Raw genomic sequence first — 20,489 nt, forward strand, 5'->3', positions numbered from 1 at the left:
CCGCTACTTGGTTACTTGCCACTGCAAGACCGGATGCGACACGCCTTCGATGAACGTCCACGTTCCGCCCGGCGCGAAGTTCCACGTGGGCGCGAAGCTCGACGCCATGCCCATTTGCGCAGTCGTCAGCCCGTTCGCGACGGGGATCGGCGTGCCGGTGGCCGCGCCGACGCTTTGGCCCGACACTTCGCGATCCCAGTACACGTCCTTGGCGATGTTGCCCACGTTGGTCGACGTAATGCCGCCGACGTAGCCGGGCGGCAAGCCGGGCGAGGGCACCGCCGCGAACGATTCCTCGATCCTGCCCGAGTTGTAGTCAGTCAGCCCGCCGTCGGTGACGCCGCCCGCGCTCGCGGTCGAATACGACTGCCTGATGATGCCGGTCGTGCCGTTCCCCGCGGCGATGCCGCCCACGTGCGCGTGCGTGCCGCCGCCGTAGTCTCCGGCCGACCACGATTGCACGATCAGCCCTGAGTTCGACAGCGCGATGCCGCCCATCGAGCCTTGCGCATACATCGACACGTTGCTCGTGGCGCGCGAAATCGTTCCCGAGTTCTCGCCGACGACGCCGCCGATCGCGCCCGCGCCGATCTCCTCGGTGCTCATCTCGCCCGAAACGTGCACGTTGGCGATCAACCCGGCGTTGCTGCCCGCGAGCAGTCCCGCGAGCGTGGCCCACGGCGACGCATACGCATTCGTCAGAGTGACATTGCGCACGATGCCCGATGCCCCGATCGTGGCGAACATGCCGAGCGGAGGCGAGCCCGAGTCGGGCGTCGTGCTGAACGAGATGCCGTCGATGGTGTGTCCGAAGCCGTCGAACTGGCCGGTGAAGCCGGTCTTGGCGTTGAGCGCGATCGGCGTGAACGAGCCGGTCGCGGACAAGTCCTTGCCGAGCGCGTAGTTCCCACTCAGGTTCTGCGAGATGTTCTCGAGTTCGGCGACCGAATTGACGAGCTGATACGCCGTCACTTGCGTCTTCAGGCCACTGAAGGGCGCGGCGCTCCATGACGCGTTGCTGCGCAAGGTGCCGGGCGTGAACGCGCCGTTGTAATCGTAGAACGCTGCAACGACACCCGTGCTTTGCGACCAGTCGATGGTTCCCGCGTTGGTCACGCTGCCGTTGTTGTCGACGCTTTTTGCATCGGCGCGCAGGTACAGATTGCCCGCGCCGCTGTTGGAGATGGTCGTGAGCGGTCCGAGCAGAATCGAATGCCCGGCGGCGAGCACGAGCGATGCATTGCCGGTCCATCGCAGTGTCGACAGCATGTTGATGTCGTTGTCGGCATTCACCCTCACCGACGTGCCGTTCGACAGGCTTTGCGACAGCGCCGCCGCGTTGTGAGGCCCGGCGTTCAGCTCGCTCACGCCGATGTTCCACTTCGCGGCGGTCACCGTGGTGTTTTCGAGTTCCGTGGTTTTCGCGAGGGTATCGACGATGCCGCCCGTGCCGTCGCTGTTCTTTGCGCTGATCCTTTCGTGCTGCTGCACGTCGCCCTCACGCGCGACGAGCCATACGTGGCCATCGCGGGTGGCGGTGCCGGTTGCGCGCAGTCCCGCGTGGCGGCCTGCGAGCGCATAGACGTTTCCGTCGGCGGCTTCGAGATGAATTTGTGCGGCGCGGATAAAGCCTTTGTTCACGACATCGCCGTGCGTGCCCGGCTGCACGAAGACTTGCGTGCCGCTCGCGGAATCCTTGAGCAATATCTGGTTGCCGGTGACGAGTTCGGCCGTCCCGTTGGGCGCGCCGATATAACCTGCGTTCTCGGTGTGAGCGAGCGAGATGAGCAACACGTCGCCGCCTGTCGAACTGATCTTGCCGAGATTGACGACCGAAGCGTTGCTCGTGCCGGAGAAGGTCAGCGGTCCGCCCGCCATGAATGCGTCGTTGGGCGTATCGAGCGTGGCGGCGACGAAGCGGCCGCCGGTCGTGACGGTGCCGCCTCGTCCGATCACGACGCCTTGCGGATTGATGAGATAAAAGCTGCCGGTGGCGTTGAGCGCGCCGTCGATGGCGGAGGCGGTCGGGCCGGTGACGCGCGAGAGCGTGGCGCCGGACCCGTTGTTGACCTTGACGCTGTTGCCCGCGCCGATGGAGAAGCTGTTCCAGTCGATAACTCCGCGCGTCGTGCCCTGGGTGATGTTCACCTGGTTGGCGGTGGAGGTGATGCTGCCTGAGCCCGCGACGAACTGGCCGTTTTGCGGCAGCGGCCCGGCGGCGAAGGCGACTGGCAGTGAGACGCCCATGATGAAAACGATCGCGGCTGGTTTTACCAGCCAGCCGTGAACAGACGACCCATTGCGCATGACGCCTCCCGTTGCGTGGCACACCGAATCGGTGAAGTATCGAGAATATAACCTGAACGGATAAATTCAATGAGGAGTAAGAGGAGGGAAGCGCGAATGGTGAGTCGAGCGGAGTGGGATGGAAGTTGCGCAGATTACGCAAGCACGATGGTCTGCTGATGAACGCGTTGTCGATGGACGCATTTGTCGGACACTTGCAGCAATGAGGCAGACGCCAACTGGACTCTGCGTCGAACAAGCTGGCGTCTTGTTGCGGCCTGTGGTTTGCTAAGGAGTCTGTTTCAGCTATCTGGACACTTCAATTTGCGCACGCGCAGTTCGGCGTGAAGCACGCATGGCGAAACGTGCAGGCAAGGCGCTGCATGGCTTGAAAAAACGCAAGGATGAACATGGCCGGGCGCCGGACTTCGGACGCCCGCCAAGCCCATCTGACACTGCAGAACCTGCCCCAACCGAATCGAACTCGCATCCGCCGTCAAATACCCCACCGCCGCGCCATACCGGTCCTTATAGTTTGCGCGCACCAGCGGATCGAGCGTCGCCTGCACCTTGGCGTGGACGCTGCCCCAATCGCCCGCGTGCTGGAAGTTGCTCATGATGTAGGTCCAGCCATTGATCTCGTCGACGGCATGCAGCCCCGTCGATTCCGCGCCCGCCGGCGCCGAAAGAATGCGCGACAGCGTCTTGGTATCGACGTTATACGCCCACAGGAAGTTGTTGACGTGCATGCTGCTGTCCTCGCCGATAAACAGCGTGCGCAGCTTCTCCGAAAACTTGATGTTGTCGGGATTGGCGATCTTCTCCGGATTGGCCGTATTGCCGAGCGCATCGGCGGCCATGTCCTCGCCGACGAGCGCAGCCGGCGCGCTCATGTCCACCGGCACCCATTCGCTGTCGATCGCCGCGCCCGTCAGATCGCGCTGGCCGCTCTTCATGTTCAGCGCATACACGGCGCCCGAGTTGATCGCGCGGTCGACGGCGATATCCACGTTATGCGCATTGCCCTTGACCATCGACGATACGATCTGCGACATCGCCGTGTACAGCACCTTGTCCTTCGCGTTGACCGTCGTGCCTTCCAGCTTCGTGAAGCCGAGACTCGCACCGCGCAGCGCCGCATACCGATGCGTTTCCAGAAACGCCGCCGCCTTCTCCATGCCCGGCTTGATGCGAATCCAGTTGTACTTGCCGCTGTAGTGGATGCGCGTGTAGCTCGCGTCGCTCGGCGGATTCTTCTCGTCGGTGACGATGTCCATGATGTCCGCGATCGTCAGCGTGTTGGCGAGCGCCTCGATCTCATCGCTCGTGGCGTGGCCGAGATTGAGCCACGTCAGCGTCGCCGAGCCCGCGCCCGCCGATGAAGTCTGCGTCCACTTCGCCACGTACAGCGTGCCGGCCGAGAGGTCCGCTTGCTTGTCCGCGACGAACATGAAGAGGCCGCCGTTCGTGGCGTCGTCGCCCATCAGCACGGTGCGCTTGTCGGGCATCACCTGAATCAGTTCGTGCGAGATGCGTCCAAGACAGTAGTGCTTTTTGATGGTGCCCGTGCCGTCCGGATGCACCGTCACTTCGGGAAGATGCCCATAGTGATACGCGCGGGCTTTCGCCGCATCGCCGTAAAGATTCTGGCTGTAGGCCTTGAACTGCGTGTTGGTCGCGAGCGTGGCCGCATCCGGCTCGTACTCTTCGCTCGACAAGTGCGTGTTCCAGGGCGACAGGCTCGCCCCGCACGTGATCCAGAGACCGTTGGCCTTCGATGTATCGACGTTCGCGTAGCTCGCGAGCGAGAGCTTGCCCGTCGACGGGTCCTGATCGAGCGTCAGCACGGCGATTGGCGATGGCAGCCTGCCGTACATGTCCTCGCTCGCACGGTCGCGCGTGGTGTATTCGAACTGCACGACCGCGAACACCGCGTTGCCCTTGACGCCCTTGACCGTCGGGTTGTCGAGCCGGATGAGCGACGTCCCGTCCGGGCAATCCGAGAAGAACTGGCGCTCGCTGCCCGCCACCGAACGGTCGATGATCGGCTGATTGCCGATGTCGAAATATCCGCCCGCGACGATGCTGCCGCCCGCGGTGTTGGGCACCACGTCGCCCGTGACGAAGAACGGCTGATACGCGAGCTTGTAGCTGCGCGTGCTGCCATCGGCGAAGCTGGCCGTCATCGTCGATGCGACCGTGGTCGTCGCCATCGCATTGGGATTCGCAAGCGACGGCGCGGCCATGCTGCCGAACGAAGCCATCGTGAACGCGGCTGCTGCTGCCGGCGCCGGCGTGGTGACGTCGCTGCCGCCACACGCGGCGAGCAGCGACGTGGATGCGAGGCCGAGCGGCAGCATCGGTGCGCCAGCAAGAATCTTCAGGGCTTTGCGACGGGAGAGGTCGTGGGGCTGCGCCATGTGCGGATTCAATCCTTGTTGTGGGTTGTCCCCGGCGAATCGGGTTGGTGTCCGCGAGCCTGTGCGACTCGCGGTTGCCGGATGACGCAACACTGTAGGAAATGAATGTGAAATGCGTTTGACAGCGCGTTGTAATTTCTCCCGACGTCTCTCCGTTACTCCATTCCGGGACCGGACTCGACAGCGAGCAGGTTCAGCACGATGAAGATCGCCGGCTGATTGTCGGCGCTGATCGCGATGCCCAGCGTCGCGCTGATCCATCGGCCGATCTTCGTGGCCGCGAAGTCGTCGCTTTGCGCTGACTTCTTGACCGTCACGCCGAGCTTCACCGCGCGATAGTGATACGACGGAATATGATGCCGCGCCGCGACGCCCGACAGTCCGCCCTTGCCGCCCGACGACCATCCGAGCGTGCCGGCCAGCACGAGCCGCTCGTACTTGTCGAGGCCATCGACGAAATCGCGCGCAAGCAGCCGCACGCGCGCCTCGCTCAGCCCGTATTGCACGAGCACCGATTCGACCGGATCGGCGACCGCATGCGCGTGCTCGTCGACTTGCTGGCCGATGCCGTCCAGTTCGATCGACACGTCGCGCTGATAACTCGCGCTGCGCAGGCAATCGATCAGGAAGCGCCTGAAATAGGCGCATACGGCATAGCGGGTGGATGGCGCGCTCTGTTCGCCCGAATGCGATTCCGTGTGCCCCGGTTCGAGCCTCAACACCTTCGAATAGATGAACTGCGCGATCAGCTCTTCCTTGTCTTCTCTCAGCGACTGCAATTCGGGCGGATGGTAGCTGCGCAACGCGCTTTTCACGAGCGTATAGATGGAAACCATTTCGTCGTGCGACAGATGCGTTCTGCGCCGCCAGAGCGCGGCCAACGTCGATACAGGACCGGCGTCCGCCGCGGCGTTCATCGTCAAGGTATCCATCATGTCCCCCCATATCGGTGGCTACGCGAGGAGTATGGTTTTTTCGTACCGATCGTCCAATATGGATTAAGTGATAGCCGTCGCCTAAACCCTCGGGTAAACCGGTCGAGCACGGAGACTTCCGCCGCTTGCCGCCGCTACCGAGCGTTGCGCCGCGACAAGGGGATGACAGCATGCATGGCGATCGTGAGCAGAATGAGATCGATACCGATCTCGCGAATACGCTGTACGCCGCGGATCCCGTTGCCTTCGTCGCACACGGCTGCGCACTCGTCCTTCTGAGCGCCATCTATTTGACCGGCGATGTGGACGGGCGAATGGCCCTTGTCTGCATGTCTGTCTATGGCATCGCGAACGTCGCGGCGCTGTGCCTGTGGGCATGGCGTCGTCGTCGTCCGTTCGCGCTCGATGCGCGTGACTGGGTCCGCCTGCATGCGCTCGTAAACGCCGTCCTTTATGGTGGAGCCGGTCTGTCGATATGGTTGGCATCGCAGATTGATTCCAGCGATGCCGTCGCCGTTCATATCGTCCTCATCGTGGCGTTGGCCGGGCTTGCCTATGCGTCGAACTTCCTGTGCTCGATGAACCTGTGCGCGGCTGTCGCGGCGCTGATGACGCCGGCCATCGCCATGCATCTCGTGGAGCCCGCGCATGGCCTTGTCACGACGGGCCTGCTGCTCGCGGTGTTCGGCGTCGCGCTGTGCCTCGTGGCGGCGCAGTGTCGGCGGCGTCACCGGTGCATCGTTGCGGCGCTCGTCGACCAGCAAAGGCTCGCCGAAACCATCACGCGCCAGAAGTGCCTGATCGAAGACGCGAGCCGCGCGAAGACACGCTTCTTCGCCGCCGCAAGTCACGACCTCAGGCAGCCGCTTCATGCAATCGGCCTGCTCGCACAAGCGTTATGCGAGCGCGGCGCGAAGCCCGAGGAGCGCGATGAAACCGCCCGCAACATCATCGCAAATGTCGAGGCGTTGAATCATCTATTCAATCAGGTGCTCGATCTGGCGCGCATCGAGAGCGGCGTCACGCAGGTCATTCCGCAGCACTTTCACTTGTCCGAACTGCTCGCGCGCATCGACAAGCAGTTCCGTCCTGCCGCCGCCGCGAAAGGGCTGGCGTTCCGCATCGCGCCCACCGCGTGTATCGCGAAGACCGATCCTGTCCTGCTCGAACGCATCCTGATCAATCTCGTATCCAACGCAGTGCGTTACACGGAGCGCGGCGCGATCTGGATCGGCGTGCGGCATGGCACCGATCCCGAGCGTTGCCATATCGAAGTGCGCGACTCGGGCATCGGCATCGCGCCGCACGAACACGAGCTGGTATTCGAAGAGTTCTATCAGGTGCCGCTGCCGCAGCATGCGATGCGGCAGGGCCACGGACTCGGCCTGTCGACGGTGCGCCGCCTGATTCGCCTGCTCGGCGACGAACTCGCGCTGCGCTCGGACCTCGGGCGCGGCACCACCGTGCGCGTTCCCGTGAAACTGGGCGAAGCAAGCCTGATCACCGCGAGCCTGACTGCGCCGCCTTCCGTGGGCGCGCTGATCGAAGGCCGCCATATCCTGTGCGTCGACGACGACCCCGCCAATCTCGATGCCCTCAGCACGCTGCTCACGCGCTGGGGCTGCATCGTGCGCGGCTGCCGCGACGAACTCTCGGCGGTGCGCGCAATCGCCGAGGGCTTCGTGCCGGACGCGTTCTTGTGCGACTACCAGATCGGCCGCCATCAGACGGGCGTCGACGCGATCAGCGCGGTGCGCGAAACGCTGCGGCGGCGCGGTCACAATCAGCTTGCGTGCGTGATGATTACCGGCGACATGGCGTCGCCCGAGCTGTCCGCGCTCGCCGCCGATGGCGTGCCCGTCCTGCGCAAGCCGGTGACGCCGACGCGCCTGCGCCGCACGCTCGATCTGCTGCTGCAGGAAAGCGGCCAGGACGAGGCGGCGTGACGGCGCGTGGCGTCGATGCACGCCGCGCTCAGAGTTCGCGCCCGGCCTGCAGCCAGCCGTTGATGACCGCGATCGCGGAGGAGCGGTTATGCACGCCGAGCGCCCGAAAAATGACCGACAGATGGACTTTCACCGTGCCTTCGGCCACTTGCAGTTCGCGGGCGATCATCTTGTTCGTGCAACCCTGGTGGACGAGCCGCATGATTTCGCGCTGGCGTGGCGACAGGTTTTCCATCAGATGCAGATGATGCGGCGCAAGCGTGACGGCGGGACCGCTGCAGGACGTGTTCGGCGAAGGGGCAGCCGTGCGCGGTGGCGCAACACGCGATCCGCCGATGAGGCTCAGCGCCTCGATCGGCACGTACGCGCCGCCGGAAAGCACGAGTTCGATCGCCTTGAGCATCACGTTGGCCGGCTCGCGCTTGGGCACGAAGCCGAGCGCGCCCGCGGCGAGCACGGCGCGCATCTCGTCGACGGATTCTTCCGCCGACAGCACCACGAGTGGCAGCGCGGGATTCGCCTTCAGCAGAGCCGTCAGCGACGACGCGCCCGCCATGCCCGACATGTGCAGATCGACGATCGCGAGATCGTGATTCGCTTCCGGCCGTGCGGCGGCGGCGAGCGTGTCCCAGCTATCGGCATCGTCGAATTGCGCGTCGGGATCGATTCCGCGCAGCAGCGACTTGACAGCCTGACGGATCAGTTCGTGGTCGTCGGCGACGAGGAACCTCATGCTGTCTCCCGGCTCGGATGGCGTGACGCGCGGTGAATTGCGTGCGCGTCACCGCATCATTCACTGTGTATCGTCGACGCACAAGTCCGGATCGCTCACGACGCAATCGGCGCTCGGCATCGCCGGCCCGCCACGCACGCGCACGCCCGATTCCTTCGCGGAAATGCGCAGTCCTTTCGGCAGCAGGACCCACATCTGCGCCGGCTGCTTCATTCTGCTCGCCTTCTGCTGCGCCTGTGCGCCGGTGCCGAAGAAATAGTCCGCGCGAACCGCGCCGCGAATCGCGCCGCCCGCGTCCTGCGCCATCAAAAGCCGCGTGATGGACGCGCCCGATCCGCCCTCGCTGGCATCGACGAATACGGGTGCGCCGAGCGGCGTCGTGCGTGGATCGATCGCGGCGGAGCGCTCCGGCGATAACGGCACGCCGAGCGCGCCGATGGGGCCCGCCGCCGAATCCGGGATGGGGCGGAAGAAGACGTAGCTCGGATCGGATGCCGCGAACGTATAGGCGATGGGCGCGGCGGTCGCCAGCGGCGCGACAGGCGGGTTCGTTGCGCGGGGCGAATCGATCGGGGCGGCGCCTGCGTTTCCTGTCTTCCCCGCCGGCGATGGCGTGCTCACACGGGACGGGCGCACCGCGGGCGTCGCGCCTTTGGCCAGGTTGAAGCCGCGCAGCAGCGCGGAGTCTGGCGAGGCGTCTTCGTCGGCAACGGCTTCGTCCTGCGCGCCGCGCAGCAGCGGGGATTGCGGCGTGTCGTCGGAGGTGGCCGTATCCGGCTTGTTCTCGATGGTAACCGCGCCTTCTTCGAGCGCGATTTCGACACCGCGCACGAGAATCTTGCGGCCCTTGCTCTGCGCGCTCGCGACCGGCGGATTGAACGCGTAGCCGTTCTGTTCCGCGTACGCGAGCCGTATGACGCTCACGCCGTCGGGCAGGACGATCTTGCCTGCGCCTTGCAGTTGCATCGAGTAGAGCATCGCGGGGTCCGCGACATAGGCCAGCACGGGCGCGTCGATGCGGCCGCGTTCGATCTGCGCGCGCGACAGATACGGCACGATGCGGCCGCCCACGAGCCGCAAGCGCAGCTTCTTGTCGCGAATGTCCGGAACGCTGTTGCCGAGGTCGAGCGCGTACACGCCCTTGGCGCGGCTCATCGACAGCGCGGTCAGCGGCACCACCGTGCGCCCTTCGATGCGCGCCATCATCGGTTCGGAGCGGGCGCCCGCCGGGAGCTTGCGCGAATCGAGGAAGAGAATGTCGCGGGGGACGCCGTAGACCGGGTACACGTAGGGCGGATCGTAGCGGCGGCTGCCGCGCATCACCGGTTCGTAGTAGCCGGTCAGCACGCCGCGCGACGTGCGGTCTACGTTGCGTATCTGGTAGACGGTGAAGTTGTCCTCGAAGAAGCGCCTGACGGCAGCGCGGTCGGTTGCGCGGATGCCGCGTGAAGCGGCGCACGGGGACGCCCAGGCGGGTTTGGCTCCTAGCACGGAGCAGCTTCTTTTGAATGCTTCCCAGGATTCGGATACGTCGTCGCTGGTCCAGCCGGGGAGGGTTGCGAACGATACCGGCGTGTAGAGCGCGTTCTTTGTCGCGAAAGGGGTCGCGGTGCCGGTTATCGATGCCGATGGGCTAGCGGGCAAGGGATTCGTTATGCCAGGTTCCGGGCCTGTCGGCGTTGCGGGGATCATTTGGGATTGTTCTTGTTCTTTGGGTTGGTCTTGATCGGTCTGGATTTGTTGCGCTGCGGTTTGTACCGGCGGCGGGGGCGCGGTCGTGCAGCCGGTCGCTAGTAGCAGTGCCGCTGCTGCAGCTATCGATGCGGATCGGACGGTCGGTGCTCGTTCTGACATGATCTTTCTCGAGTTGGCGGTGCGTCTATTTTAATTTGGGATGCTTATTTTTCGTGTCGGTCTATTAGTGTGCCCCTTCCCGGGGCGGGGGTCACTTTCTTTGCCGCTGCAAAGAAAGTAACCAAAGAAAGCAGCCTTCTTGGCCCGAAGCACTGACTCATGTGGCCACTTCGTAGAACATCAGTGGCACTCAGCTTGTAGACAGCCTTGAATCACCTTCCACGCCCGCTGAGCGCCACGTCCTCCGAGCCCCTTGGCTCGTTAACACCGATCTCTTCTTTCCTTCCTTTGACCATCCAGCCACATGACTCGCCCTCCCCGGCGGGGGCGCTTTCTTGGCTGTCGCCGAAACTCGGCGCTCTAGCGCCTTATCTGGTCCCATGCGAAGAACGCATTAGAGGATGCAGCTTTCTTGGGCCGAAGCAGCTTGCGTGTAGCCACTTCGTAGAACATCGGTGGCACTCAGCTTGTAAACAGCTCTCAATCACCTTCGGCGCCCGTTGCACGCCACGTCCTCCGCGGCCCCTTGGCTCGTCAACGCCTTATCCACGCTCGTCGTAGCTCTGCGCCCCTTCGTGCGCCTACGCCTTCTCCTTACTTTGACGATCCAACCACATCGATTTTGAACGTCGCCGCGCCATACGCCACCGGACACGACGGCGCCTCACTGCCGCACGACGGCACCCCCGCAAACGGCGATGCACTCAGCGTCCGTTGCGCCGCCGCCGCAGCCTGCGCCGCAGAAGAAAGACTCCCGAACACCGAGTCATGCGCCATGTCCAGCGACGAAAAATCGCGCGGGGCCAGCGACACAATCGCCATGAAATGATTCTCGCCAATCGGCTCGCCCGCCTGCATCGGCCACGCCGCTCGCGGCAACACTACGCGCTTGCCCGCCACAACACGGTTGTCACGATCCAGCTCGTTCGGGAAAAGCTGCAAGTACTGGTTCGCCGGATCAACCGCAAACACATACAAGTAACCCGCGCGATTGCTCGTCACAATGAAACGCAACCTGTCCCGATCCACCACCGCACGCTCAAGCGGCACCTCCACCTTCACCACAACCGATGGATCCGCCAACGACGCAATACGCGCAAACTCTCCTGCAGGCGTGAACGGCGGCAACGCCGGCGGCGGCACAACCACCGCAGGCGGACTCGCCGCCACCGACGCCGCCCCGCTCGCCGTCGCCGCCGCCGATGCCGCAATCGCCGCCGACCCCGCCGACCCCGCCACATCTGGCCCGTTCGCCGCGCGCTGAACATGCAGCGCCGCCGGCTGATGCGACATCATCTTCGGCACGAACCATCCGATCCCGGCCGCCGCCGCCAGCACGCATCCCGCACCCACGACCCAGCGCACACGACGCCGTGCCGTCGCACCGGCGCGCCGCGCATCCGCTACATCGGCGACGCCCGCCGCCCGCTCCGCCGATGCCGCGTCGAGCTTGATCCCCAGTTCGTCAGCGAATTGCCGGTCCGTCTGCGGACGATCAGCGGGCACCACGGCCAGCGCATGATCGATCGCCCTCAGAAAGCGATCCGAATAGCGTCCCGCCGCCAGCTTCGCGACCGGCTGATAACTGTCGCTCACCATGCGTCCCACCGACGGCGGCGGCGTTCTGCCCGTAATCGCAAAATAGACCAGCGCAGCAAGCGCGTAGTGATCCGTCCACGGCCCCTGCCTCAGCGACGACACCTCCGCATACTGTTCGATCGGCGCATAGCCCGGCTTCAAAATGACCGTCAACGCCTGCGTCATGTCGCCGATCACGCGACGCGCCGCGCCAAAATCCAGCAGTACCGGCCGATGACTGTCCTCCAGCAGAATGATGTTGTCCGGCGCGATATCGCGGTGAAAACAGTTCGATGCATGCAGCACCGCGAGCGCATCGACGAGCGGCGTCAGCAGCGCGCGCAGCCAGGCTTCGTCGGGCGGCCGCTGCATCGACTTCAGCGCTTCCTTCAGCGTCACGCCCCGGTAGTACGGCATCACCATGTACGCGGTGCCGTTCGCTTCCCAGAAGCGGTACACCTTGACGAGCGACTGATGGTCGAAGCGCGCCAGCAGCCGCGCCTCGTCGTTGATGAAACTCTTCAGCCCCGCGCGAAACATGCTCTCGTATCGCGACGACTTCACCTGCACCTGCGTCGCACCGACGCGCGCCGCCAGCGCCGACGGCATGTATTCCTTCAGCGCGACCTCGCGATCCAGCGACGTATCGAGCGCGCGATACACAATGCCGAAGCCGCCTTCGCCAATCAGCCCGAGAATCTCGAACTCGCCCAGCCGCGTGCCGGGCGGCAATACGCCATTGGTGGCGGTCATCCCCAGCGACGGCGCACGCGCGCCGCTCACGATCACGGTCTTGTCGTCCGCGGCGCTTGCTTCGATGTTGACTTCGGTCTTGCCTTCGTCGCCGCCGTCCGGAGCCGGCTCGCCCGGACGCCTGCCGGTCGCGTTCATGATGGACGCTCCCGCAACAGCGTCGTGAAAAGCGCCGTATCGGGCAGGCCGTACACCGGCCAGATCGTGAACGGCCTGGGCGTCGCGGGCGGCGCGGCTTCCTGCGGCTCTGCGGCGGCCTCGGTTTGCTCCGCTTCGTCCGGCGCGGACTGCGCCGATGTCCACATGCTCATGCCGTAAAGCTCCGTCTGCCAGATCGGCGCGAAGGTGCGCGCGAGCGCATCGGGCAGCGTGGCCGCCGACTGCACGATCCACGGCTCGCTGAACACCGCTGCCCGCGCGTTGTCGCACGGTGGCGCGGGCGCCGGCGCGGGAAGCGCGGCGAGTTGCGCATCGAGCCGCTCGATACTGTGGTCGAAGTCCAGCGCGGCGAGCGCCACGCCTTCGATCGCCGACAGCCATTCCCACAGCGCGACGATCTCGCCGTCCCGCGCGGGCGGACACGGCAGCGACGCCGCGATCGTCAGCGGAAAATGCCGGCCCACGCGATCCACCGACGCCATCACGACGCCCGTCCAGCACTGCGTGAGCGCCGGAGCAATCGCACCGGGCATCGCGAAGAAGCGCCATACCGGACACGTCAGATAAGACGCGAGCCAGTCCGCGCCGAGCGCCAGTTGCGTCTCGGCGACGCGCTGCGCAAGCCACGCATCCCACGGCGCGACGAACGCATCCGACAAGCGCCGCGCCGCGAAGTCGCCGAGCGAAGGCAGCTTGCCGTACCAGCCGGGAATGGCCGGGCTTTCATCGGCGAGGGCGTGGGCGGGATCGTCGCTCATCGGCGTTCAAGGGCGTTCATCGGCGTTCATGGCGTTCAAAGGCGTTCGGGACACGAGAACGCGCGCAAATCGGCGAGCCGGAACGGATTCTCGACGCTGTTCGCCGTCACTTCGAAGCGCGCCTTGCGCCCCTCCACGTCGAAGGTCACGATGAAGCGCTCCGGCTGCCCGGTCGCCTGCACGTCGAGCCGGTCGAACATGCGAAACAGCGCCCACGGTCCTTCGAATACCAGATTACTCGCCCCGTTCGACGGCGGCGGCGTCAGTTGCAGGCTCACGCGGCCCGAGTTGCGCGAGCCGGGCCACTGGATCGCCGCCGGAACCTGCGGGCCGTGCGCGTAGGTGAGAATCTGCCCGTCGATGTCGAGCGTGAAGGAAAGGATCGTCGGGTCCATGTCGAGCGGCTTGAACTGCAGCGCGAGCGCGGGCGTCTTGCCGCCGCTGCGGAAAAACACGCCGCGAATCGTCGCCGCGCGCTCGAACTGCGCGAGCCCGGCGGGGCTGATCTGCGTCGCGCCCGAATCCGACTTCTTGAAGGCCCACGGCTTCGCGGATACATCGACGTCCTGCGCGAGGTGTTTCTGGAAGAAATCGTCGAACTTGCCGCCCGGCGCGAAGAGCGCGCCGAAATCCTCGGGCAGCACGTCGCGTCCCGACGCCGGCACGAACGGATAACGGCCGCCCACCGCGCGATCGCAGAACGCCGAGATCGATTCCTTCAGATCCGCCGACAGATTCACGCGCCGCGCCTGCAGCGTTTCCGCCGCGCCCTGGCTGCCGAGATCGAGCAGCGCCGTGCGGATCGGTTCGGGCATCCGCGCGGCCTGCGAACGCAGCTTCGCGGGCGCGTCGGAGGCGGGCGGCGCGGTCTTCTGCTGCAAGGCTTCGTCGGTGGCGCTCAAATACGCGTAGACATCGTTGATGAGCGCGAGCGTCTGCACGATCGGCGCGGGCTGCCCCGCGCCGGGGCTCGTCGCGAGCGCGTGCAGCGCCGCAAAGCGGTCATCGACGATGCTCTCCAGCCGCGTGCCGGGCGCGACCGGCGCGATCTTCGTCGGGTCCGGTCCGCGGATGATCTTCTCCAGCCGCTCGCGCGCCGCGGTGATCTTGTCGTTCGCCTTGTCGACGACGCTCGTCTCGTCCTGCGGCTTCGCGGCCAGCGTCGTTTCCCGCGATGCCGCCCGCACCAGCATCGCGAGCGGCGAATCGGGCGCGGAGAGAATGCGCGCGATTTGCGCCGATTGCGACAGGCTAGCCGCCCGCACGATGCGGATGTCGTTCAGGAACTCGCTCCACGTGCGCGCGTAGTCCTGCAAATACAGAAGCCGCACGTCCTGCGTCAGGCGCTGCATCGCTGCGGGATCGCCGCGCGGCAGGCCGCTCTGATCGCGGATGCCGAGCACCCACGGCTCTTCGGCGGCGAGTTGCGCGGCGGTATCGTCGACGGCTTTGATAAACGCCTTGTGATAGCCGTCGAACGAATAGAGGCCCGGCACGCCGCGCGTGAGCGGCGCGCCGCTCGCCCGCACGAAGACGAGCTGCGCATTCGGCCCGCCCGCCCGCGCGACGGTGAACTCGGGATACTCCGCGCCCGCGCCTTGCTGCTTCACGCGCCCGTAGACGCGCTGTGCGAGCGTGCTGGCGGCGAGCATCGAACGCACGCTCGCGACGAGACGTTCGTCGAATGGCAGGTTCGGATGCACGACGCCACGCGACAGCAGCGCATCGAGATGACGGCTAAGCGCCGCGCGCTCCGCGTTGCCGACTTCGCGCGGCAGCGAGCGGTCCCAGTCGGTGACGATCCACACCTTGAGCGCATCGGGGTCCTGATGCTCCGGCTGATTGAGCATCAGATACGCCTTGAGCGCCTCGTACGCGTAGCCCGGATTCGACGCGTTCGCGCTGCGCGCCTGCTCCTCGATGCGCGCGGCCAGCTTCGGCAGGAACAGATCGGTCAGGAGCCGCTCGTAAGCGCCGTTCGCGGCCGCGTCGAGCTTCGCGCCTTGCCACAGGCCCCATTGCATCGCGAGCGGCGGATGCGCGGCATCGACTTGCGGCGTGGAGCCGAGCTTTTGCACCGCCGACAGCAACGGCAACAGTGCGACGAGACTCGTATTCGCCGCCGATGTCCCCGCCACCGCTTCCTTCGCCGTCCGCGCGGTCCGCTCCACGTTCTCGACATAGGCGCGGTTGCGCAGATAGCTCGTGCCCCACAGCGCCAGCACGCACGCGCTCACCGCCGCGATGCCCGCATACGCCGACAAGCGCCGCACATGCCGGCGCCGCGCCCACTGCAGGTTCGATCCGGCGAGCCCTTGCTCGGCGAACACGACCTGCTTCAGCAGCCGTTCGATGAAATAGCTGCGCCCGCTCGACGGACGCGGCGGCTGCATGCCGCGCTCGATGCGGTCCATCCGGAAGGCGCGCGCGAGCGAACCCATCACGCGGTCGATCGGCGTGCCTTCCTGCGTGCCGCTAGTGAAATAGACGCCGCGCAAGAACGGCAACTCGTCGTGCTTCGACTGCAGGAAGGTCGCGCTGAGCGCTTCGGCCAGCAGCGGCTTGAGCGCCGCGAACTGCTGCGGAAAGCCGATGATCGCCGCGCGCTCAGCAAGCCCGCTTTCCGCGTGCAGACGATCGGGCAGGCGCGCGACGAGCCGCGCTTCGAGCGCATCGAGTTCGGCGTCGACGCGTGCGGCGAACTCGGTATCGGTCGTGGGGCGGCCCGGCTCGTACGGAAACGTGAAGCCGAAGACCTGCGCGCGCTCCTCCTTCGACATATCCGCGAAGAACTCGGTGAAACCCGCGAGCAGGTCCGCCTTGGTGACGAGCACATAGACGGGAAAGCGCGTGCCGAACGCCTGGATCAGCTCGCGCATGCGGGCGCGCAAGGTCGAGGCCATGTCGCCGGCGCTCGCGTGCGTCGCGGCGAGCAGGTCGGGGACGGCGAGGGTGAGCAGCACGCCGTTGATCGGCTGGCGCGGGCGTGTCTTTCTGAGCAGCGCCAGGAAGCCCTGCCACGCGGTGTGATCGGTGTCGCGGTCGCTTTCCTGCGTGGTGTAGCGGCCCGCCGTGTCGATCAGCACCGCTTCGTCGGTGAACCACCAGTCGCAGTTGCGCGTTCCGCCGACGCCGCGAATCTTGTCGGTGCCGAAACGCTCGGCGAGCGGAAAGCGCAGCCCCGAGTGGACCAGCGCCGTCGTCTTGCCCGCGCCCGGCGCGCCGATGAACATGTACCACGGCAACTGATACAGGTATTGCCGTCCTGAGAACGTGATCCAGTCGCGCCAGCCGGGCTTGCCGCCCGACGCGGTGAGGCGCGCTTCGCGCAGCACGGCGAGCGCCTCGTCGAAGCGTTGCGCGAGCGTCGCGACTTCCGCTTCGCCGGCGCTCGGCGCGGCGGCGCGGGCGGGAGGCGGCGCGTCGTGACGCGCGAGGCCCGCCGCCAACGCGGCCTGCGTGCGCCGCGCCCGCCACGCCACGTACAGCCGCCGCAACAGCAGCAACAGCGCGACGCAGCCAATGGCGACGAAGCGCGCCATCTCCGGTTCGAGCGGATAGTTGCCCGCGAACGACAGCAGCGGCCCCGCGATCCAGATGGCGCCGGCAGTCAGCAAAAATCCGATGATCGTCAGCAGCACCGGATGGAACAGGATCGACAGAATCTTCTTCATGGTCACGAACCCGGCCTGGCGAACAGCGTCACCTCGACACGCCGGTTACGCGCGCGGCCGGCGGGCGAGTCGTTGGGCGCGACGGGATCGGCGTCGCCCTGGCCTTCGGCCTTTAGGCGCGCGGCGGGCACCTTAGCCGCGAGCAGGTCGCGCACGTTCGCAGCACGCTCCTGCGACAACTCCCAGTTCGACGGATAGCGCGCCGAGCGAATGGGCCGGTCGTCGGTGTGGCCGGTGACGAGCACGTTGCCCGGCACCGCGCCGAGCGCCGCCGCGATGCGCTGGATCAGCGGCTTCGTCTGCGCCGATACCTGCGCGCTGCCCGGACTGAAGACGTTGTCGCCATGCAGCGTGATGACGGAGCGATCGACGCGGTCATCGACATTGACGAGGCCGTCGCGGATGTCCTGCGCGAGGAATTCGGCGAGACGCGGCTTCGCGGCCTGCGTGACGACGAGCGGCCGCTGCGCGCCCGCCCGGATCGACGCGAGCGTGGCGAACGCCGGATCGGAGAGGCGGCCAAGCTGGAAGCTCATCGCGAGATAGGCGGCGGCGAGCAGCAGCAGCGCGAGCGCGCCGGCGACCCACACGGGCAGCACGTCCGTCGCGCGCCGCCGCGCGGCGGGCACGCCTTCCCAGTGCGGCGACAGCGCGCGCTCCGGCTCGCCGCGCTCCTTGCGGATCAGTTGATGCACGCGCACGCGGATCGCGTCGAGCGTTTGCCTGCCTTGCGCCGCCACGCGATAGCGCCCCTCGAAGCCGAGCGCGAGCACGATGTTCGACAACTCCAGTAAATGAAGATGCACCGCGGGCTTTTGGGCGAGGCCCGCGAGCAACTGGAAGACTTTCTCGCCGCCCCACGCTTCGTTATGAAACGTCACCAGCAGGCTTTGCCGCGCCCACACGCCCGCGCCCCACGGCGTGCCCGATGCGGCTTCGTCGAGCATCGTGCAGATCATGTAGCGCGCCGCCGTCACCTGTTCGGCGGGGACGCCGGCCGCACGCGCCTCCGCCTCGAAGCGGCGCACGCCGGCGGCAAGCGAATCGCGAAGCGCGGCGGGGTCGGCGCACGCGCTCATCGCCCGGATGCGCGGCGCCAGTTGCAGCAGCGGCGAACACGCGGCGACCAGCGGATTGACCGCGCCGCCGCGAACGAACGCGGCATCGAAGGCGCGCGGATCGGCGTCGGATGCGAAGGGGCCGTCGGTCCCGCCGCTCGCGCGCGATTCGCTCGCGCCCGGAACGCGCCGCCGCGCGCCGGGGTTCGGCTTGATCATCGTCTGGTCGGATTCGAATCCGGCGAACGGATCGTCGTGGTTCGTCATGTCATCGATGCTCAGTGTCGGATGGCCCAGAACTCAAGCTCCAGCGCTGGAAACTCGCCCGCGATGTACATCGCCAGGTTGCCGGTCTGCTCCAGCTCCTTCCACAGCTCGCCGCCGCGATCCAGTTCGAAGTACGAAAAGCCCGCGTGAAACGGAATCTGGCGCGGCGCGACCGGCATCGCGCGCAGCCCGATGCCCGGCAGCGCGAGATTGACGAGATCGCGCAGCTTCTCGGCAGGCGCGACTTTCACCTGAGTCGGGAAGCGCGTGCGCAGCGCCTCGCCGGGCATCTGCGCGTTCGCGGCCAGCACGAAGCCCGCCGTTCGCACGAGTTCGAGGTCGTTGATCATCGCGACGCGCACGCCGGGCTTGCGGCTTTGCAATTCGATCGCGACCGCATCCGGCTCCCGCACTTGCGCGAGCAGTTGCCGCACGTCGCGCATGACCGGCTCGAACGACGTGGCGATATCGTCATGCCGATACGGCGGATACGCCGGCACGCGACGCCGTTCGTCGAAGGCGGCGAGATCGCCGGCGAAGGCGAGCGTCGTCTGATAAAGGCGCTCGGGATGCAGTAGCGGCGAGTGCAGCAGATGCGCGTACTGCGGCTCGAAGCGGTTGAGCGTTTGCAGCAGCAAGAAATCCGCGATCTCCGCGACGCCTCCGCGCCCCGGATTCGCCAGCCGGCTCGCGAGCCGGTCCGCATGCTGATGCGCGAGCCCGGCAAGCTCTTGCGCATAGCCGAGCAGACGCGGGTCGGCGAGTGCGTGGAGCATCGGCGGGACATAGGCTGGGTCGAGCAGCACGCGATTGTCCGCGCGCCGTTCCAGCACGCGCGCCAGGCCGATGGTCGCGAAGGCGTCGGTGGCGTCGCGCCCGAGCATCAGCCGCAGGTTCGGCGCGCCGACGCGAATCTGCGCGACGCGATCCGTGCTCGTCGTGATGTCGGCGACGGACGTGTCGCTCGTGCGATAGCGCAGCGCATCGGCGCGGCCATCGGCGATGCCGTCGGAGTCGAACTCCTTGGCTCCGGCGCGCACGAGGGGCAGTGCGAGCAGCACGAGCTCATCGCGCGTGCCGGGCGGAATGTCGAGCGGCGGCGGCGCGGGCGCATCGTCGGGAAACGAGAACGCCGCGCCGTCGGGCAGCACGCCGAACGCCGACGACAGCGCGATCTTGCCGAGCCCGAGCGCGATGTCGTCGATCTTCACGTCAGCCCAGCCCCACGACCAGGCTTCCGTCGCCCGTGCATGGGAACGCACGAGATGCTCGATGAAGCGGTCGTGTTGCTGAAAATGCTGCGGTTCGAGGAACAGGCCCTCGGACCAGATCATGCGTTGGTGCCAGGTCATGGTGGCTCGAAGTCTCACGTGTTGCCTTGCGTCCGGCGCTTTAACTGCCCCGGACGCTCCGGTCAAAGAACGATTGAGCGGAACGATTTTGGAAGCCGCCGCCAGCGCGCCCGGCGCTCCGGCGTGTCACTTCGCGGGCTTCTTCTTGCCCGATGGCGGCGGCGGCGCGGGCTGCGCGGCGATGGTCACGTCGGCGGCATCGACGCGCACGTTCATCACCGTCGTCTGGTTCGGCGGCACGGGCTCGGTCACGCGCCAGCGCGATCGTTCGATATCCCGATACGCCGCCACGACCGCCACGAACTTCGTGCCCGGCTGCACGGTTTGCTCGACGCTGCGGCTGTCGCCGGGACGCAGCAGGAATTCGTTCTTCGCGTTGAGATCGCCGCCGAGCGTCGCCTGATCCTTGCCGTAGAGCGTGAAGAAGTCGGCGCTGTCGAATGCGGCGGTCGTCTTGAGTTCGTACACGCGCACGACGACGGGCGATGGCCGCCCGGTGCGATCGGGATTCGCGGTATAGAGCGCGTTCACGGTGATCCGCACGATGGTTGGTGCGGGTGGCGGAGGCGGCGCGGACTTGCACGCGGCGAGCGCCAGCGCGCACAGCGGCACGGCGAGGAAACGCACGCGGTTCATGTGTGACCCGGTAGGTGACTTGCGACACAGCAGCAGACGAACCACGCCGCCGCGTTTTTTAAATCGGCTGCAGTGTTTCG

General features: G+C 66.3%; 11 protein-coding genes and 1 pseudogene. 1 reads left to right on the forward strand and 11 read right to left on the reverse strand.

Going from position 1 to position 20,489, the window contains the following annotated elements:
• Positions 1-3 precede the first annotated feature (3 nt).
• The 3 genes and pseudogenes from BG57_RS17620 to BG57_RS17630 form a co-directional block, all read right to left on the reverse strand.
• A complete protein-coding gene (locus BG57_RS17620; RefSeq protein WP_081850931.1) occupies positions 4-2,307 on the reverse strand; it encodes a two-partner secretion domain-containing protein in 2,304 nt (767 codons plus the stop codon).
• Positions 2,308-2,756: 449 nt separating this feature from the next.
• Positions 2,757-4,706 (reverse strand): annotated as a pseudogene (locus BG57_RS17625) (PhoX family protein); the annotation flags it as partial.
• Positions 4,707-4,861: 155 nt separating this feature from the next.
• Positions 4,862-5,638 (reverse strand): hypothetical protein, encoded by a 777-nt coding sequence (locus BG57_RS17630; RefSeq protein ID WP_052005872.1) that lies wholly within the window; start codon positions 5,636-5,638, stop codon positions 4,862-4,864.
• 173 nt (positions 5,639-5,811) lie between these two features.
• Here BG57_RS17630 and BG57_RS17635 point away from each other — a divergent pair, with 173 nt between their 5' ends.
• On the forward strand, positions 5,812-7,587 hold the full coding sequence (locus BG57_RS17635) for an ATP-binding response regulator (protein WP_035966643.1): 1,776 nt from the start codon (positions 5,812-5,814) through the stop codon (positions 7,585-7,587).
• 28 nt (positions 7,588-7,615) lie between these two features.
• Here the strand turns inward: BG57_RS17635 and BG57_RS17640 are convergent, their stop codons facing one another.
• The 8 genes from BG57_RS17640 to tssJ form a co-directional block, all read right to left on the reverse strand.
• Positions 7,616-8,320, reverse strand: coding sequence for a LuxR C-terminal-related transcriptional regulator (locus BG57_RS17640; RefSeq protein ID WP_035966645.1), 705 nt, complete (start codon positions 8,318-8,320; stop codon positions 7,616-7,618).
• Between the two features lie 60 nt (positions 8,321-8,380).
• Positions 8,381-9,811 (reverse strand): MltA domain-containing protein, encoded by a 1,431-nt coding sequence (locus tag BG57_RS17645; protein WP_338151975.1) that lies wholly within the window; start codon positions 9,809-9,811, stop codon positions 8,381-8,383.
• Positions 9,812-10,768: 957 nt separating this feature from the next.
• The gene (locus BG57_RS17650; protein WP_035966648.1) at positions 10,769-12,643 is read right to left on the reverse strand and encodes a serine/threonine protein kinase; all 1,875 of its coding nucleotides are present in this window, start codon (positions 12,641-12,643) and stop codon (positions 10,769-10,771) included.
• Positions 12,640-13,422, reverse strand: a complete 783-nt coding sequence (gene tagF, locus BG57_RS31230; protein ID WP_052005874.1) for a type VI secretion system-associated protein TagF — start codon at positions 13,420-13,422, stop codon at positions 12,640-12,642. The genes BG57_RS17650 and tagF overlap by 4 nt, the downstream gene beginning before the upstream one ends.
• Before the next feature lie 35 nt (positions 13,423-13,457).
• Positions 13,458-17,096, reverse strand: a complete 3,639-nt coding sequence (gene tssM / locus BG57_RS17660; protein WP_035966650.1) for a type VI secretion system membrane subunit TssM — start codon at positions 17,094-17,096, stop codon at positions 13,458-13,460.
• A 2-nt stretch (positions 17,097-17,098) separates the two neighbouring features.
• Positions 17,099-18,421, reverse strand: a complete 1,323-nt coding sequence (locus BG57_RS17665) for a DotU family type VI secretion system protein (protein ID WP_035966651.1) — start codon at positions 18,419-18,421, stop codon at positions 17,099-17,101.
• A gap of 11 nt (positions 18,422-18,432) precedes the next feature.
• Positions 18,433-19,773, reverse strand: coding sequence for a type VI secretion system baseplate subunit TssK (gene tssK, locus BG57_RS17670; RefSeq protein WP_035966652.1), 1,341 nt, complete (start codon positions 19,771-19,773; stop codon positions 18,433-18,435).
• A 126-nt stretch (positions 19,774-19,899) separates the two neighbouring features.
• Positions 19,900-20,409, reverse strand: a complete 510-nt coding sequence (tssJ, locus tag BG57_RS17675) for a type VI secretion system lipoprotein TssJ (protein WP_035966655.1) — start codon at positions 20,407-20,409, stop codon at positions 19,900-19,902.
• Positions 20,410-20,489 lie beyond the last annotated feature (80 nt).

Origin of the sequence: Caballeronia grimmiae (assembly GCF_000698555.1) — a bacterium.
Lineage (GTDB): Bacteria > Pseudomonadota > Gammaproteobacteria > Burkholderiales > Burkholderiaceae > Caballeronia > Caballeronia grimmiae.

What these genes read in the sequence shown, in the direction of transcription:
- BG57_RS17620 (WP_081850931.1), bottom strand. Translation starts at nt 2,307, where the DNA reads ATGCGCAATGGGTCGTCTGTTCACGGCTGGCTGGTAAAACCAGCCGCG.
- BG57_RS17630 (WP_052005872.1), bottom strand. Translation starts at nt 5,638, where the DNA reads ATGGATACCTTGACGATGAACGCCGCGGCGGACGCCGGTCCTGTATCG.
- BG57_RS17635 (WP_035966643.1), top strand. Translation starts at nt 5,812, where the DNA reads ATGCATGGCGATCGTGAGCAGAATGAGATCGATACCGATCTCGCGAAT.
- BG57_RS17640 (WP_035966645.1), bottom strand. Translation starts at nt 8,320, where the DNA reads ATGAGGTTCCTCGTCGCCGACGACCACGAACTGATCCGTCAGGCTGTC.
- BG57_RS17650 (WP_035966648.1), bottom strand. Translation starts at nt 12,643, where the DNA reads ATGAACGCGACCGGCAGGCGTCCGGGCGAGCCGGCTCCGGACGGCGGC.
- tagF (WP_052005874.1), bottom strand. Translation starts at nt 13,422, where the DNA reads ATGAGCGACGATCCCGCCCACGCCCTCGCCGATGAAAGCCCGGCCATT.
- tssM (WP_035966650.1), bottom strand. Translation starts at nt 17,096, where the DNA reads ATGAAGAAGATTCTGTCGATCCTGTTCCATCCGGTGCTGCTGACGATC.
- BG57_RS17665 (WP_035966651.1), bottom strand. Translation starts at nt 18,421, where the DNA reads ATGACGAACCACGACGATCCGTTCGCCGGATTCGAATCCGACCAGACG.
- tssK (WP_035966652.1), bottom strand. Translation starts at nt 19,773, where the DNA reads ATGACCTGGCACCAACGCATGATCTGGTCCGAGGGCCTGTTCCTCGAA.
- tssJ (WP_035966655.1), bottom strand. Translation starts at nt 20,409, where the DNA reads ATGAACCGCGTGCGTTTCCTCGCCGTGCCGCTGTGCGCGCTGGCGCTC.